Annotated in this window: 13 protein-coding genes, 1 rRNA gene and 1 riboswitch; of the genes, 13 read left to right on the forward strand and 1 reads right to left on the reverse strand. The window is 67.1% G+C overall.

The genetic code is table 11. The annotated features are described in order from the left end of the window. Positions 1–283 precede the first annotated feature (283 nt). The 13 genes from cobT to SOM61_RS26215 all read left to right on the forward strand — a co-directional run bounded on the left by cobT (position 284) and on the right by SOM61_RS26215 (position 13,360). The gene (gene cobT, locus SOM61_RS26155) at positions 284–1,315 is read left to right on the forward strand and encodes a nicotinate-nucleotide--dimethylbenzimidazole phosphoribosyltransferase (RefSeq protein WP_320476787.1); all 1,032 of its coding nucleotides are present in this window, start codon (positions 284–286) and stop codon (positions 1,313–1,315) included. After that, positions 1,312–2,094 (forward strand): adenosylcobinamide-GDP ribazoletransferase, encoded by a 783-nt coding sequence (locus tag SOM61_RS26160; RefSeq protein ID WP_320476788.1) that lies wholly within the window; start codon positions 1,312–1,314, stop codon positions 2,092–2,094. The genes cobT and SOM61_RS26160 overlap by 4 nt, the downstream gene beginning before the upstream one ends. Beyond that, positions 2,094–2,636, forward strand: a complete 543-nt coding sequence (locus SOM61_RS26165) for a histidine phosphatase family protein (protein ID WP_320476789.1) — start codon at positions 2,094–2,096, stop codon at positions 2,634–2,636. Before SOM61_RS26160 ends, SOM61_RS26165 begins: the two co-directional genes overlap by 1 nt. 7 nt (positions 2,637–2,643) lie before the next feature. After that, a riboswitch (cobalamin riboswitch) is annotated at positions 2,644–2,875 on the forward strand. A 65-nt stretch (positions 2,876–2,940) separates the two neighbouring features. Further along, a complete protein-coding gene (locus SOM61_RS26170; protein WP_320476790.1) occupies positions 2,941–4,794 on the forward strand; it encodes a TonB-dependent receptor domain-containing protein in 1,854 nt (617 codons plus the stop codon). A 61-nt stretch (positions 4,795–4,855) separates the two neighbouring features. After that, a complete protein-coding gene (locus SOM61_RS26175) occupies positions 4,856–5,878 on the forward strand; it encodes a FecCD family ABC transporter permease (RefSeq protein ID WP_320476791.1) in 1,023 nt (340 codons plus the stop codon). Continuing rightward, positions 5,875–6,654 (forward strand): ABC transporter ATP-binding protein, encoded by a 780-nt coding sequence (locus tag SOM61_RS26180; protein ID WP_320476792.1) that lies wholly within the window; start codon positions 5,875–5,877, stop codon positions 6,652–6,654. Before SOM61_RS26175 ends, SOM61_RS26180 begins: the two co-directional genes overlap by 4 nt. Beyond that, a complete protein-coding gene (gene cobO / locus SOM61_RS26185) occupies positions 6,651–7,277 on the forward strand; it encodes a cob(I)yrinic acid a,c-diamide adenosyltransferase (protein WP_320476793.1) in 627 nt (208 codons plus the stop codon). The genes SOM61_RS26180 and cobO overlap by 4 nt, the downstream gene beginning before the upstream one ends. After that, on the forward strand, positions 7,271–8,563 hold the full coding sequence (locus tag SOM61_RS26190) for a cobyrinic acid a,c-diamide synthase CobB (protein ID WP_320476794.1): 1,293 nt from the start codon (positions 7,271–7,273) through the stop codon (positions 8,561–8,563). The genes cobO and SOM61_RS26190 overlap by 7 nt, the downstream gene beginning before the upstream one ends. Beyond that, positions 8,560–9,120, forward strand: coding sequence for a bifunctional adenosylcobinamide kinase/adenosylcobinamide-phosphate guanylyltransferase (gene cobU, locus SOM61_RS26195; RefSeq protein ID WP_320476795.1), 561 nt, complete (start codon positions 8,560–8,562; stop codon positions 9,118–9,120). Before SOM61_RS26190 ends, cobU begins: the two co-directional genes overlap by 4 nt. Then, entirely contained in the window at positions 9,114–10,046 is a 933-nt protein-coding gene (gene cbiB / locus SOM61_RS26200; protein WP_320476796.1) for an adenosylcobinamide-phosphate synthase CbiB, read from the forward strand. The genes cobU and cbiB overlap by 7 nt, the downstream gene beginning before the upstream one ends. Beyond that, entirely contained in the window at positions 10,039–11,019 is a 981-nt protein-coding gene (gene cobD, locus SOM61_RS26205) for a threonine-phosphate decarboxylase CobD (RefSeq protein WP_320476797.1), read from the forward strand. Before cbiB ends, cobD begins: the two co-directional genes overlap by 8 nt. Further along, positions 11,016–11,903: a cobalamin-binding protein gene (locus SOM61_RS26210; RefSeq protein WP_320476798.1), complete on the forward strand. Its 888-nt coding sequence runs from the start codon at positions 11,016–11,018 to the stop codon at positions 11,901–11,903. Before cobD ends, SOM61_RS26210 begins: the two co-directional genes overlap by 4 nt. Beyond that, positions 11,900–13,360: a cobyric acid synthase gene (locus SOM61_RS26215; protein ID WP_320476799.1), complete on the forward strand. Its 1,461-nt coding sequence runs from the start codon at positions 11,900–11,902 to the stop codon at positions 13,358–13,360. The genes SOM61_RS26210 and SOM61_RS26215 overlap by 4 nt, the downstream gene beginning before the upstream one ends. Positions 13,361–13,474: 114 nt before the next feature. Here SOM61_RS26215 and rrf read toward each other — a convergent pair. After that, positions 13,475–13,587, reverse strand: a 5S ribosomal RNA gene (rrf, locus tag SOM61_RS26220). Positions 13,588–13,626: the final 39 nt, after the last annotated feature.

Raw genomic sequence — 13,626 nt, forward strand, 5'->3', positions numbered from 1 at the left:
CACTTATCGACTGTTAATTTTTAAAGAACGCGGCTCCCGCCGAGGGTTAGGTACTGCTTTCTGCATTTTGCTTCGAAGCGTTGTGTTCGTCAGCAGCAGAGAGGCGAGATTATCAGGTGTTTCGCGATTTTCGTCAACCTCTTTTTTCTCTTCGTTTTCGCTACCGTGAGGTGGCGTCTGCGTCGAGGAGCGAGACTATAGCAAGCCGGAGGCCGGCTTGCAAGGTTTACGATTGTGATATCTTAGCCGCCGCATTCAGCGACCTTCTCTTACATACGCCTATATGATTCCTACGATCGTCCCTATCGCCGACGCCGCCATCTCCCAGTCCCTGGCGGACGCCATCAATAACAAGACCAAGCCGCTCGGCAGCCTGGGACGACTGGAATCGCTTGCCGCCCAGCTGGGCCTGATCCAGCGCTCGACCAAGGTCAGCATCGACCAGCCCGCGATCCTGGTATTCGCCGCCGACCACGGCGTCGTGGCCGAAGGCATCTCCGCCTTCCCGCAAGACGTCACCTGGCAGATGGTCGAGAACTTCCTGGGCAACGGCGCCGCCATCAATGTGTTCGCGCGCCAGAACGGCTGCGCGCTGCACGTGGTCGACGCCGGCGTGAACCACGATTTCGGTAACCGCGCGGGCCTCGTGCATCGCAAGGTCGCCAATGGCACCCGCAACTTCGCGATCGAACCCGCCATGACGGCGCAGGAATGCGCGACCGCGCTCGAACATGGCATGGCCCTGGCGCGCGACCTGCCCGGCACCGTGGTCGGCTTCGGCGAGATGGGCATCGGTAATACGACGTCCGCCGCAGCCCTCATGCACACGCTGACCGGACAGCCACTGGCGCGCTGCGTCGGCGCCGGCACTGGTCTCACGCCGGACGGCATCCGCCACAAGGCCGATGTCGTCGCGGCCAGCGTGGCCCGCCACGCCCACGCCGTGCAGCCGCTCGAGGTGCTGGCCACCTTCGGCGGCTTCGAGATCGCGATGATGGCCGGCGCCATGCTCAAAGCGGCCGAGCTGCGCAAGGTGCTGCTGATCGACGGCTTCATCGTCACCAGCGCGCTGCTGGTCGCCGCGCGCCTGCAGCCGAACATCCTCGACTACTGCGTGTTCTCGCACTGCTCGGGCGAGCATGGCCACGCCCTGCTGCTCGAGGAGCTCGGCGCCCGCCCGCTGCTCGACCTCGACCTGCGCCTGGGCGAAGGCACCGGCAGCGCGCTCGCCGTGCCCCTGCTGCACGCCGCCGCCAACTTCCTGAACGAGATGGCCACCTTCGCCTCGGCGCAAGTGAGCGAACGCTCGGCATGACGCACCAGCTGCGCCTGTTCTTCATCGCGCTGCAGTTCTTCACGCGGCTGCCGATTCCGCGCTGGGTGGGCTTCGAACCGGCCTGGCTGAACCACGCATCGCGCTACTTCCCGCTGGTGGGCGTGGTGGTAGGCGTCATCGGTGCGGCCGTGTATCTGGTGGCGGCGCAGTGGTTGCCGGCGGCGGTGGCCGCCGTGCTGTCCACCGCCGCCACGATCTATATTACTGGCGCGTTCCATGAAGACGGCTTCGCCGACACCTGCGATGGCCTGGGCGGCGGCATGACGAAGGAACGCGCGCTCGAGATCATGAAGGACTCGCGCGTCGGCGCCTATGGCGCGATCGGCATCGTGTGCATGCTCGGCGCGAAGCTGGCCGCGCTTGCCAGCCTGCCGCCAGCCAGCGCCATCGGCGCCCTGCTGCTGGCCCATCCGCTCTCGCGACTGGCCGCCACGTCCCTGATCTGGCAGATGGAATATGCCCGCGCCGAGGGCAAGGCCAAGCCGCTGGCGGTGCGCATGAGCGACCGGGAATTCGGCATTGCCACGCTCACCGTGCTACTACCCGCGCTTGGTCTGTTGGTCTTCGGCTTGCTCGACCTGGCCGCAATCGTCGCCTCGGTGCTGGCAGCCATGCTGGCCACGCGCTGGCTGGCGCGCAAGTTCACGCGCCGGCTGGGCGGCTATACGGGCGATTGCCTCGGCGCCGTGCAGCAGCTGGCCGAAGTAGCCATCTATATCGCGGTGCTCGCCACGCTCGGCCACGGCGCGCTGGCCTGATGCGTATTTACCTGGTGCGCCACCCGCGGCCCGAGGTGCCGGCCGGGCACTGCTACGGCCGCAGCGACCTGGCGGCGAACGAAGCCGACGTCGAGCGGGTGCACGCAGCATTGGCGAACCAGGGACTGCCCGGCGCGATGCCGGTCTACGCCAGTCCACTCGCGCGCAGCGCGGTCCTGGCGCAGCGGCTCTCGCCAGCGCCAGCCTTCGACGCGCGCCTGGCCGAGATGGACTTCGGCGCCTGGGAAATGCGCAGCTGGGACGACATCCCGCGCAACGAGATCGACGCCTGGAGCGCCGACCTGCTGCACTACCGTCCCGGCGGCGGCGAAAGCGTGATGGACGTGGCCGCACGCGTGGCCGGTTTCGATGCCGACATCCGGCGCGAAGGACATGCGCAGGCCATCATCATCTGCCATGCCGGCACCATGCGCCTCATGCACTCGCTGCACCTCGGCGGCACGCTGGTCGATGCCGCGCTGCGCGCCGCCCAGGCGCCACACCGGATTGACTACGGCGAAGTGATGATGCTGGAAACCTGACAACACCTTATAATGAGCGCGTTTTGGTGCTCGCGCCTGCGTTCGCAGTCGCAGTTAAACGGGAAACACGCAGCCCCATCAAGGGCCAACGTGTGCTGCCCCCGCAACGGTAAGCAAGTGCCGCATGCTCTCCACGAGCCATGCTGCAAACCGTCCCCTCATACCACTGTGCGCATGCATGGGAAGGTCGGACGGCCATACTTGTCAGCCCGGATACCGGCCAAAAGGTGGCGTCGCTTCGCGCGATGCCGTTCAATCTGGCCTACGGGGACGTCGGCTGGTTGCCTTTGATAAGAAACAGTTCATGAACTTTCCAGTAACCCGGCAAGCCGCCGCGGTCTCGCTCGCCCTCGCCGTCATCTCGTCCGCCGCCGTCGCCGACGCTCCAGCGCCTGACGCCATCCCCACCGCCGACACCGTCGTCGTCACCGCGACCCGCAGCGCGCAGCGTGCCGCGGACGTCATCGCCGACACCACCGTCATCGATGCCGCGGAAATCGCGCGCTCGGGCGCCGGTTCGGTGGCCGACATCCTGCGCCGCCAGCGCGGCATCGAAATCTCGCGCAACGGCGCGGCCGGCACCACCACAAGTGTCTTCATCCGCGGCGCCAACGCCAACCAGTCCGTGGTCCTGGTCGACGGCGTGCGCTTCGGCTCGGCCACCACCGGCACCGCCAGCTGGAACGCCATCCCGCTGGGCGCCATCGACCGCATCGAGATCGTCTACGGTCCGCTCAGCACCCTGTACGGCGCCGACGCTATCGGCGGCGTGATCCAGATCTTCACCCGCAAGGGCGAAGGCGCCCCAGTGGTCACAGGATCGGTCGGCGTGGGCAGCAACGCCACCCGCCAGGCCGACGCTGGCATCTACGGCAGCAGCGGCGGCCCGAACGCCATCAGCTACGCCTTCGGCGCCGGCTACGAGGATTCGGACGGCTTCTCGTCCACCCGCCCCGGCGCCTCGGGCTACAACCCGGACGAAGACGGCTACCGCCGCCGCAACGCCAACGGCCGCGTGACGATGGCGCTCGCGCCGGGCCACGAGATCGGCGCCCAGTTCCTGGTCAGCCGCCTGTTCAGCCAGTACGACAGCGGCACCGCCAACTACGACGTCCACAGCGACAACGACCTGAATACCGCCGCGGTTTTCATGCGCAACCAGGTCCTGCCGAACTGGCACAGCACGCTGCAGTATGCGCGCTCGGAAGACAAGTCGGGCAACATCACCAACGCGACGCCATCCGGAGTTAGCCAGATCGATACCCAGCAGGACGAGTTCAGCTGGCAGAATGACATCGCCATCGGCCGCGACACGCTGCAACTGCTGTACACGCACCGCAAGGAAGAAGTGCCGTCGATGGGGCGCTCGCGCATCACCAACTCGTACGCGGCCGCCTACTCGGCCAAGCGCGGCCAGCACCTGGTCGACGTCAGCGCGCGCCACGACCGTTCGGTCTACGGCAGCAAGAACACCGGCGCCGCCGGCTATGGCTATGACTTCGGCAACGGCCTGCGCGCCACCGCCAGCGTCGGCACCAGCTTCCGCGCCCCGACCTTCAACGAGCTGTACTTCCCCGGCTACGGCCTGGAAACCAACAAGCCCGAAAAAGGCCGCAACCGCGAAGTGGGCCTGCGCTACGACGGCAACGGCTACCAGCTGGACGCGACCTACTTCCACAACCGCCTGACCGACATGATCGTGTCGAGCACCCCGTGCCCGGATGGCGTCAACCGCAGCTGCGCCTACAACGTCAACGAAGGCCTGCTCGAAGGCTTCTCGCTGGCCGGCAGCACCCGCCTGATGGGCGTCGACCTGCGCGCCAGCCTCGATTGGCAGGATCCGCGCGACGAGACCACCGGCAAGCAACTGGCGCGGCGTGCGAAGAAGCACGCCAACTTCGGCGCCGACTATACGGTGGGCACGCTCAAGACCGGTCTTGAACTGACCGTGTCGGGCGAACGTTTCGACGACGCCGCCAACAATCGCCGCCTCGGCGGCTACGGGCTGCTGAACCTGCACACGACCTGGCAGTTCACGCACGACTGGTCACTGCTGATGCGCCTGGATAACGTCGCCGACAAGCAGTACGAGATCGCGCGCAACTACGGCACCAGCGGCCGCACCTGGTTTGCGGCCCTGCGCTACGGCATCCGTTAAGCTATAACCCCCTGCCCGCAGCAACCAGGCCGCGGGCATCCGATCAATCGACAGGGCCAGCATGCAAGCATCCGTCCCGCCGCTACGCCAGCGCGCCACACTCATCGTTGGCGCCATGCTGGCGTTTTCCATTGCCACCCTGCTGTTCGCGGGCATGACCGGATCGATCCGGGTGCCGCTCGACGAGATTCCCGACGCCCTGCGCCAGCTCGCCAGCGGCCAGTCCGATTCGCTCTCCGCCTCCCTGCTCGAGCTGCGCGCCAGCCGCGCGCTGGTGGCGTTCGCGACCGGCGGCGCGCTGGCCCTGGCCGGCCTCATGATGCAGGCGCTGCTGCGCAATCCGCTGGCCGACCCCTATGTGCTGGGCGTCTCGTCCGGCGCCTCGGTCGGCGCCCTGCTGGCGCTGCTCCTGATGGCCTCCACGCTGATGGTCGATGCCGCCGCGCTGGCCGGCGCCATCGGCGTGGCCATGCTGCTCTACCTGCTGGCCCGGCGCGACCTGCGCAGCGGCCAGGCGGCCGAGGGCGGCGCCTCGATGCTGCTGCTGACCGGCGTGATCGTCTCGGCCCTGTGCGGCTCGGTGGTCACCCTGATGCTGTCGATCGCGCCCGAGGGGCGCCTGCGCAGCATGATCTTCTGGCTGATCGGCGACCTGGCCGGCGCGCCGCTGCGCCTGCTGCCCTGGATGGTGCTGGCCGGTTGCCTGCTGTTCGCCATGCGCAATGCGCGCGCCATGAATATGGTCGCGCTGCACGCAGAGAATGCAGTGACCCTGGGCGTGCGCGTCGGCGCGCTGCGCAAGGGCCTGTTCTTTATCTCTGCCCTGCTCACCGCGAGCGCGGTCACCAGCGCCGGCTCGATCGGCTTCGTCGGCCTGATCGTGCCGCATGCCTGCCGCTTCGCCTTCGGGCCCGACCACCGGGTCTTGATCCCGGCCGTCGTGCTGGCCGGCGGCGCCTTCCTGGTGTTGTGCGATACGCTGGCGCGCACGATCATCGCGCCGCAGCAGTTGCCGGTCGGCGCCATCACGGCGATGATCGGCGCGCCGGTCTTCCTCTACCAGTTGCACCGCCTGCGCAAATGAACTCAATCTCCACCCACGACCTGCTGCTGTCCATCGGCCAGCGCACCCTGGTGCGGAGCCTGGACTGGACCGCGCGCGCCGGCGAATGCTGGAGCATCATCGGCCGCAACGGCGCCGGCAAGAGCACCTTGCTGCGCACCCTGGCCGGGCTGCAGCAGCCGAACGGCGGATCGGTGCACGTCAACGGTCGCCCCGTGGCGGACTGGCCGCTGACCGAACTGGCGCGCGAGCGCGCCTTCCTGGCCCAGTCACGCCACGACGCGTTTGCCTATACGGTGCTGGAGAGCGTGCTGTCGGCGCGCCACCCTTACCACGCCAACCGTTACTGGGAGGGCAGCGACGACCATCAAGCCGCCCTGATGGCGCTGGCGTCGATGGAAGTGGACGACCTGGCCGCGCGCGACGTGCGCACCCTGTCCGGCGGCGAGCGCCAGCGCGTGGCGATCGCCGCCCTGCTGGCGCAGCAGACGCCGCTGCTGCTGCTCGACGAGCCTGCCAATGCGCTCGACCTAGCGCACCAGGTGAGCGTGATGGGCCTGCTGGCCCGCCTGTGCCGCGAGCAGAACCGCACTGTGGTCATGATCGGCCACGACCTGAACCTGGCCAGTCGCATTTCTACCCATGCACTACTACTGATGGGCGACGGCCGCTGGACCGCCGGCGCCAACGACCAGATCATGCGCCCTGCGCTGCTGGGCGACTACCTTGGCCATCCGATCGACATGATCGAACACGAAGGCCGCCGCATCTTCATCCCCAAGGAGGGCTCCGCATGACCGACATGACTCCAGAACAGACCGCCGCACTGAACGACCGCCATCGCGCCCGCATGGAGCGCAAGAAGGCCGTCATCGACGCAAAAATCGCCTCTGCCGACAAGGAAATCGGCATCGTCATCGTCAATACCGGCAACGGCAAGGGCAAGAGCTCGAGCGCGTTCGGGATGGTGGCGCGCGCGCTCGGCCATGGCATGAAGGTGGGCGTGGTCCAGTTCATCAAGGGCGCCCTGTCGACCGGCGAAGAAACCTTCCTGCGCCGCTTTCCCGACGAAGTGAGCTTCCATGCGATGGGCGAAGGCTATACCTGGGAAACGCAGAACCGCGAGCGCGACATCGCCAAGGCCGGGCAAGCCTGGGCGCTGGCAAAGCAGTTCCTGTCCGATCCTTCGATTGGCATGGTGGTGCTGGATGAACTGAACATCGCCCTGAAATACAAATACCTCGACGTACATACCGTGATCGCTGACCTGCTCGACCGTCCGGTGATGCAGCACGTGGTGATCACCGGCCGCGGCGCGCCACCGGAACTGATCGCAGTGGCCGATACCGTCACCGAGATGAATGTGGTCAAGCACGCGTTCAAGTCGGGCATTGGGGCCCAGGCGGGGACCGAATGGTGACGGGCGCCCGTATCGTCCTGGTGGCGGCGATGTCGTCCGGCCAGGGCAAGACGACGGTGACGGCCGCGCTGGCGCGGCGGCTGGTCCGCATGGGCAAGCGCGTGCGTGTATTCAAGTGCGGTCCCGACTTCATCGACCCGATGCTGCTCGAACGCGCCTGCGGCGCGCCGGTCCACAACCTCGACCTGTGGATGGTGGGCGTCGACGCCTGCCGCCAGCGCCTGGCCGACGCCGCGCGCGAGGCGGACGCGATCCTGGTCGAAGGCGTGATGGGCCTGTACGACGGATCTCCCTCGGCGGCAGACTTGTCGCGCGAGTTCGGGATTCCCGTGCTGGCGGTGCTGGACGCATCGGCGATGGCGCAGACTGCCGGCGCTGTGGCGCAGGGCCTGCGCGACTATGGCCCCGTCGAGATGGCCGGCGTGATCGCCAACCGCGTCGCCAGCAGCGGCCATGCGGCGATGGTGAAGGAGTCGCTGCGCGACATCCCGCTGATCGGCACCCTGGCGCGCCAGGACGAGCCACTGCCGGAGCGTCATCTGGGCCTGGTCGTTCCGGGCGAGGTCGAGGAGCTGGACGGCATCCTGGATGCGCTGGCCGACAGCATCGATTTCGATGAGGCGGCCTGGGATGCGCTGCCGGCTTTGTCGCCCTCTTCCGCGCTCCCGGCGCCGGTAGAACCGCTGCTTGCGGGCCGCACGATTGCGATCGCGCGCGACCCATCCTTCGTGTTTGTCTATCCTGCCAACATTGACTTGCTCGAGCAGCTCGGTGCACGCATCACGTACTTCGCGCCGTTGTCCGATGAAGCGGTGCCGGACGATGCCGACGCCGTGTATCTGCCGGGCGGCTATCCCGAGCTGCATGGCGCAGAGCTGCAGGCCGCCCAGCGCTGGCGCGACTCGATCCGTGACGTGCACGCGCGTGGCGTCCCGATCGTCGCCGAGTGCGGCGGCATGATGGCGCTTGCCGATGGCCTGACCGATGGCGAGGGACGCCGCTTCGAGATGGCCGGGCTGCTCGCCGGCGAGGTCAGGATGCAGAAGCGCCTGGGGGGACTCGGCATGCACGCGATGCCGACGCCGCAGCGCGAGATCCGCGGCCATACCTTCCACTATTCATTGCTGGACTCCCCGGTGACGCCACAAGACTACACCGTGAAGCAGAGGACCGGCACGCAAGGCGAAGCCGCCTACCGGGTCGGCTCGCTGTTCGCGTCCTACTTCCACGGGTATTTTCCTTCCAATCCGCGTGCGGTGGCGGTGCTGTTCGGAGCGCAGCCGTGAGCGTGACCCTGGTCTTTGGCGGGGCGCGCTCGGGCAAGAGCGCCTACGCCGAACGCCTGGCGCGCGAATCGGGCAAAGAGATCGTCTATGTCGCCACCTCGCGCGCGGGCGACGGCGAGATGGCCACACGCATCGCCCATCACCGCGAGCGGCGCCCGCCCGAGTGGCGGACGGTCGAAGAAGAACTGGCGCTGGCGCAGACGCTGCGCGACTGGTGCGCACCGCAGCGCCTGGTGCTGGTCGATTGCCTGACGCTGTGGCTCAGCAACCTGATGTTCTGCGACGGCCGCGACTATCCCGAGGTCGGCGCGGTCGACTTGCCGCCATGCTTTCATCAGGAGCGTGCGGCGCTGCTCGACCTGCTGGACGAAGGTCCCGCAGGCGACGTGATCCTGGTGTCGAATGAAGTGGGCATGGGCATCGTGCCCTGGGGCGCGATCTCGCGCAGCTTCGCCGACGAAGCCGGCCGCCTGAATCAGGCGGTGGCGGCGCGCGCAGACCGCGCGGTGCTGGTGGCGGCCGGCCTGCCGCTGGTGTTGAAGGGTGCACCGTGCTAACCGGACTGCCGCTTTCCACCATCGCGCTGCTGCTCGTCGCCGGCATCGTACTCGACCTGCTGCTGGGCGAGACGCGGCGCTGGCATCCGCTGGTCGGCTTCGGCAAGCTGGCCGGTTTCATTGAGCGGCGGCTCAATCATGGTCAGTCGCGCCTGGCGAGTGGAAGCCTGGCCTGGATGCTCGCCGTCCTGCCACTGAGCCTGCTATCCCTGGCATTGACCGACTTCGCCGGCCTGTGGCTGCATGCGGTGTTGCTCTACTTCTGCATCGGCCTGCGCAGCCTGCGCGACCATACGCTGCCAATCTATTCTGCGCTGTGCGCCGGTGACCTGGCGCAGGCGCGCGCGCTCACGGCGCGCATCGTCAGCCGCGACACGGAGAACGCCGACGAATCCGACCTGGCCAAGGCCAGCGCCGAATCGCTTCTCGAGAACGGCAACGACGCCGTATTCGGCACGCTGTTCTGGTTCGTCCTGCTGGGCGGGCCGGGTGCGGTCCTGTTCCGCCTGGCGAACACGCTCGATGCGATGTGGGGTTATCGCAGCGAGCGCTTCAACCTGTTCGGTCGCTGCGCGGCGCGCATTGACGACGCCTTGAACTATGTGCCGGCGCGCCTGACCGCGCTGTCATACGTACTGCTGGCGGGCAGCGGCCGCGCGCGCGCCTGGCAGTGCTGGCGCACCCAGGCCCCGGCCTGGAGCAGCCCGAACGCCGGGCCAGTGATGGCCAGCGGCGCCGGCGCGCTCGGCGTGTCGCTGGGAGGCGCCGCTGTCTACGATGGCGAAGTCGAACAGCGTCCACCATTGGGCGCCGGGCCGGCGGCGAGTGCGGGAGACATCCTGCGCGCCTGGCGACTGGTGCTGCGCACGACATTGCTGTGGGCCAGCGTGGTCTGCCTGATGGCTATTGGAGCCGCATATGCTTGAACACGGCGGTAACCTGCGCGACGCGGCGCGTCACTATGGCCGCGACGACTGGGTCGATCTGTCGACCGGGATCAACCCGCATGGTTATCCGGCGCCGGCGCCATCGAGCGCGGCCTGGCATCGCCTGCCGGAACCGGATCCGGCCCTGCTCACGGCCGCTTGCGCGTTCTATCGCGCGCCGCAACTGCTACCGGTGGCCGGTACCCAAGCGGCGATACAGGCCCTGCCGCGCTTGCGCGCGCCATCGCGCGTTGCGGTCTCGAGCCCTTCTTACGCCGAACATGCGCACCATTGGAATATGCACGGCCACACGCGGCGGCTGGTGCCGTACGCGGAACTGGAAGGCGCGGTCGACGACAGCGATGTCGTCGTGGTCGTCAATCCCAACAATCCCACCGGCGAGGCCATCGCACCTGAACGTCTGCTCGACTGGGCGGCACGGCTGCACGCGCGCGGTGGCTGGCTGGTGGTCGACGAAGCCTTCGGCGATACGGCGCCCGCGCTGAGCGTGGCGCCGCATGCGGCGCAGCCGGGATTGATCGTGCTGCGCTCGATCGGCAAGTTCTTTGGGCTGGCGGGACTGCGCTTGGGCTTCGTCGCGGCGCACGAGCGCTTGCTGGCGGACCTGGCCGACCTGCTCGGACCATGGGCCGTCAGCGGTCCGGCACAGGAGATCGCGCTGCAGGCACTGGCCGACACGCTCTGGCAACATGAAACCCAAGAGCGCCTGGCGCAGGCCGGTGAACGGATGGCGCGGCTGCTGCAGGCGCACGGCATCGCCAACACCGGCACGCCGCTGTTTCGCTGGTGGCCCGAGGCGCGGCCAGAGGCCTTTCATGAACACATGGCCGCGCGCGGCGTCTGGTGCCGGCTGTTCCGCGATGCGGCGCGCGGCATCCGGGTCGGCCTGCCCGCCAGCGAGGGGGACTGGCGGCGCCTCGAACAAGCACTTCACCAATGGAGCACGCAATGAAGAAAACGATACTGCTGGCCGGCCTGATCGCCGCTGGCCTGACGGCCCAAGCACCGGCACAGGCCGCGATCACGGTCAAGGATGATGCGGGACTGGCAGTCACCGTCGCCAAGCCGGCGCTGCGGGTGGTGTCGATGGCGCCCAGCGTCACCGAGCTGCTGTTCGCGGCCGGCGGCGGCGGCCAGATCGTCGGCGCGGTGAACTACAGCGATTATCCCGAAGCGGCCAAGCGTATCCCGCGCATCGGCTCGAACCGCGAGATCGATATGGAGCTCCTGATCTCGCTGAAGCCCGACCTGATCGTGGCTTGGCGCCACAACAGTTCGGAGCGGCAGATCGAGATGGTGCGCCGACTGGGCATCCCGGTATTCCAGAGCGACCCGCAAACGCTGGACGGCATTCCCGACGCCGTGCTGCGCCTGGGCCAGCTATTGGGCACCGACGCCGCGGCCAAGACGACCGCGACGCAGCTGCGCGAGCAGCTGGCCGGCCTGCGCGCGAAGTATGCAAACCGTTCCACGGTGCGCACCTTCTACCAGGTGTGGGACAAGCCGCTCTACACGCTGAGCGGAAAGCACATCCTCACCGATGCCATGAAGCTGTGCGGCGGCGAGAACATCTTCGACAAGCTGACGGTGACGGCGCCGATCGTCTCGATCGAGAGCGTGTTGCAGGCCAATCCGGAGGCGATCATCGCCACCGCCGAGAAGAACTATGGCGGTGTCGAGCTGTGGAAGCCGTATGGCACCCTGGCCGCGGTGCGCAGCAATAATCTGTTCACGCTGGACGGCCATCTGCTCAATCGCGCGGGACCGCGCATGGTCCAGGGCACGGCCGCGATGTGCGAGGTGCTCGAGCAGGCGCGCCAGCGTCGTTCGAAATGAGCGGCTTCCCCTACCGGACCCTGATGGTGCAGGGCACGACGTCCGACGCCGGCAAGAGCACGGTAGTTGCGGCGCTGTGCCGCCTGCTCAGGCGGCGCGGCATCCGGGTTGCGCCATTCAAGCCGCAGAACATGGCGCTCAACAGCGCGGTGACGCGCGATGGCGGCGAGATCGGCCGCGCGCAGGCGCTGCAGGCGATCGCCGCCGGCATCGAGCCGCATACCGATATGAATCCGGTGCTGCTCAAGCCGTCGAGCGACGTCGGCGCCCAGGTCATCATCCATGGCCAGGTGCGGGCCGACATGAATGCGCGCGACTATCACCAGTACAAGCCGGTGGCGATGGGTGCGGTGCTTGAATCGCATGCACGCCTGCTGGCGCAGTACGAGACGGTGATCGTCGAAGGCGCGGGCAGCCCGGCCGAGATCAATCTGCGCGATCGCGACATCGCCAATATGGGGTTTGCCGAGGCGGTCGATTGCCCGGTGATCCTGGTGGCGGACATCGATCGCGGCGGCGTGTTCGCGCACCTGGTCGGCACACTCTCCTGCCTGTCGCAGTCGGAACGCGATCGCGTCATCGGCTTCGTCATCAATCGCTTTCGCGGCGATATCAAGCTGCTCGAGCCGGGACTCGAATGGCTCGAACGGCAAACCGGCAAGCCGGTGCTGGCGGTGCTGCCTTATCTACACGGCTTGTTCCTCGATGCCGAGGATGCGGTGCAGGCGGCGCAGGCGAACAAGGGCGCGTTTCGCGTCGTCGTTCCCAGCTTGCCGCGCATGAGCAATCACACCGATTTCGATGCGCTGCGCGCGCATCCGGATGTCGACCTGCGCTTCGTGCGGCAGGGCGAAGCGATTCCCGGCGCGGACCTGATCATTCTCCCGGGGAGCAAGAACACGCGCGGGGACCTGGCCTGGCTGGAAGCGCAAGGCTGGCGTGAGCAGATTGCGCGTCATTTGCGTTATGGCGGCAAGGTGATCGGCGTGTGTGGCGGGTTCCAGATGCTGGGGCGGACGGTGAATGATCCACATGGCGTCGAAGGCGCGCCTGGTGTATCGGCAGGACTCGGCCTGCTTGATATCGATACCGAACTGACACGCGAAAAGCGCCTGACCAAGGTAGACGGTGTGTGCGCGTTTGCTTCGCACGAAGTCGCCGGACGAGTCAGCGGCTATGAGATTCATATGGGGGTATCGCATGGCACCGCTATGGGGACGCCTGCTTTTTCGATTGACGGGCGCGGTGAAGGCGCGGTGTCAGTCGATGGCCAGATCCTGGGGACTTATCTGCACGGACTGTTTGATCATCCGGAGGCGTGTACCGCACTGCTGCAATGGGCTGGGTCGCGCAGCGAGCATGTCGTCGACACGGCGCAACTGCGTGATGCGAGTCTGGAGCGGATCGCGGATTCCGTGGAAGGGTTGCTGGATCGCTTGATCGCAATGCGCGGATGAGCGGCGATTGCTTGAACGCGTGGATGGCAAAGCCATCCACCCTACGAAGTTACTTCAGCACTACAAAGCAAAAAACCCCACCAGGATCACCTGGTGGGGTTTTTCTTATAACTAGCCTGACGATAACCTACTTTCACACTGGTTGCAGCACTATCATCGGCGCAAAGTCGTTTCACGGTCCTGTTCGGGATGGGAAGGGGTGGGACCGACTTGCTATGGTCATCAGGCATAACTTGTACGAGCATTCGCGATAGTTCGCGCCTGCT

This window comes from Massilia sp. CFBP9012, assembly GCF_034045115.1.
Taxonomy (GTDB): Bacteria; Pseudomonadota; Gammaproteobacteria; order Burkholderiales; family Burkholderiaceae_D; genus Telluria.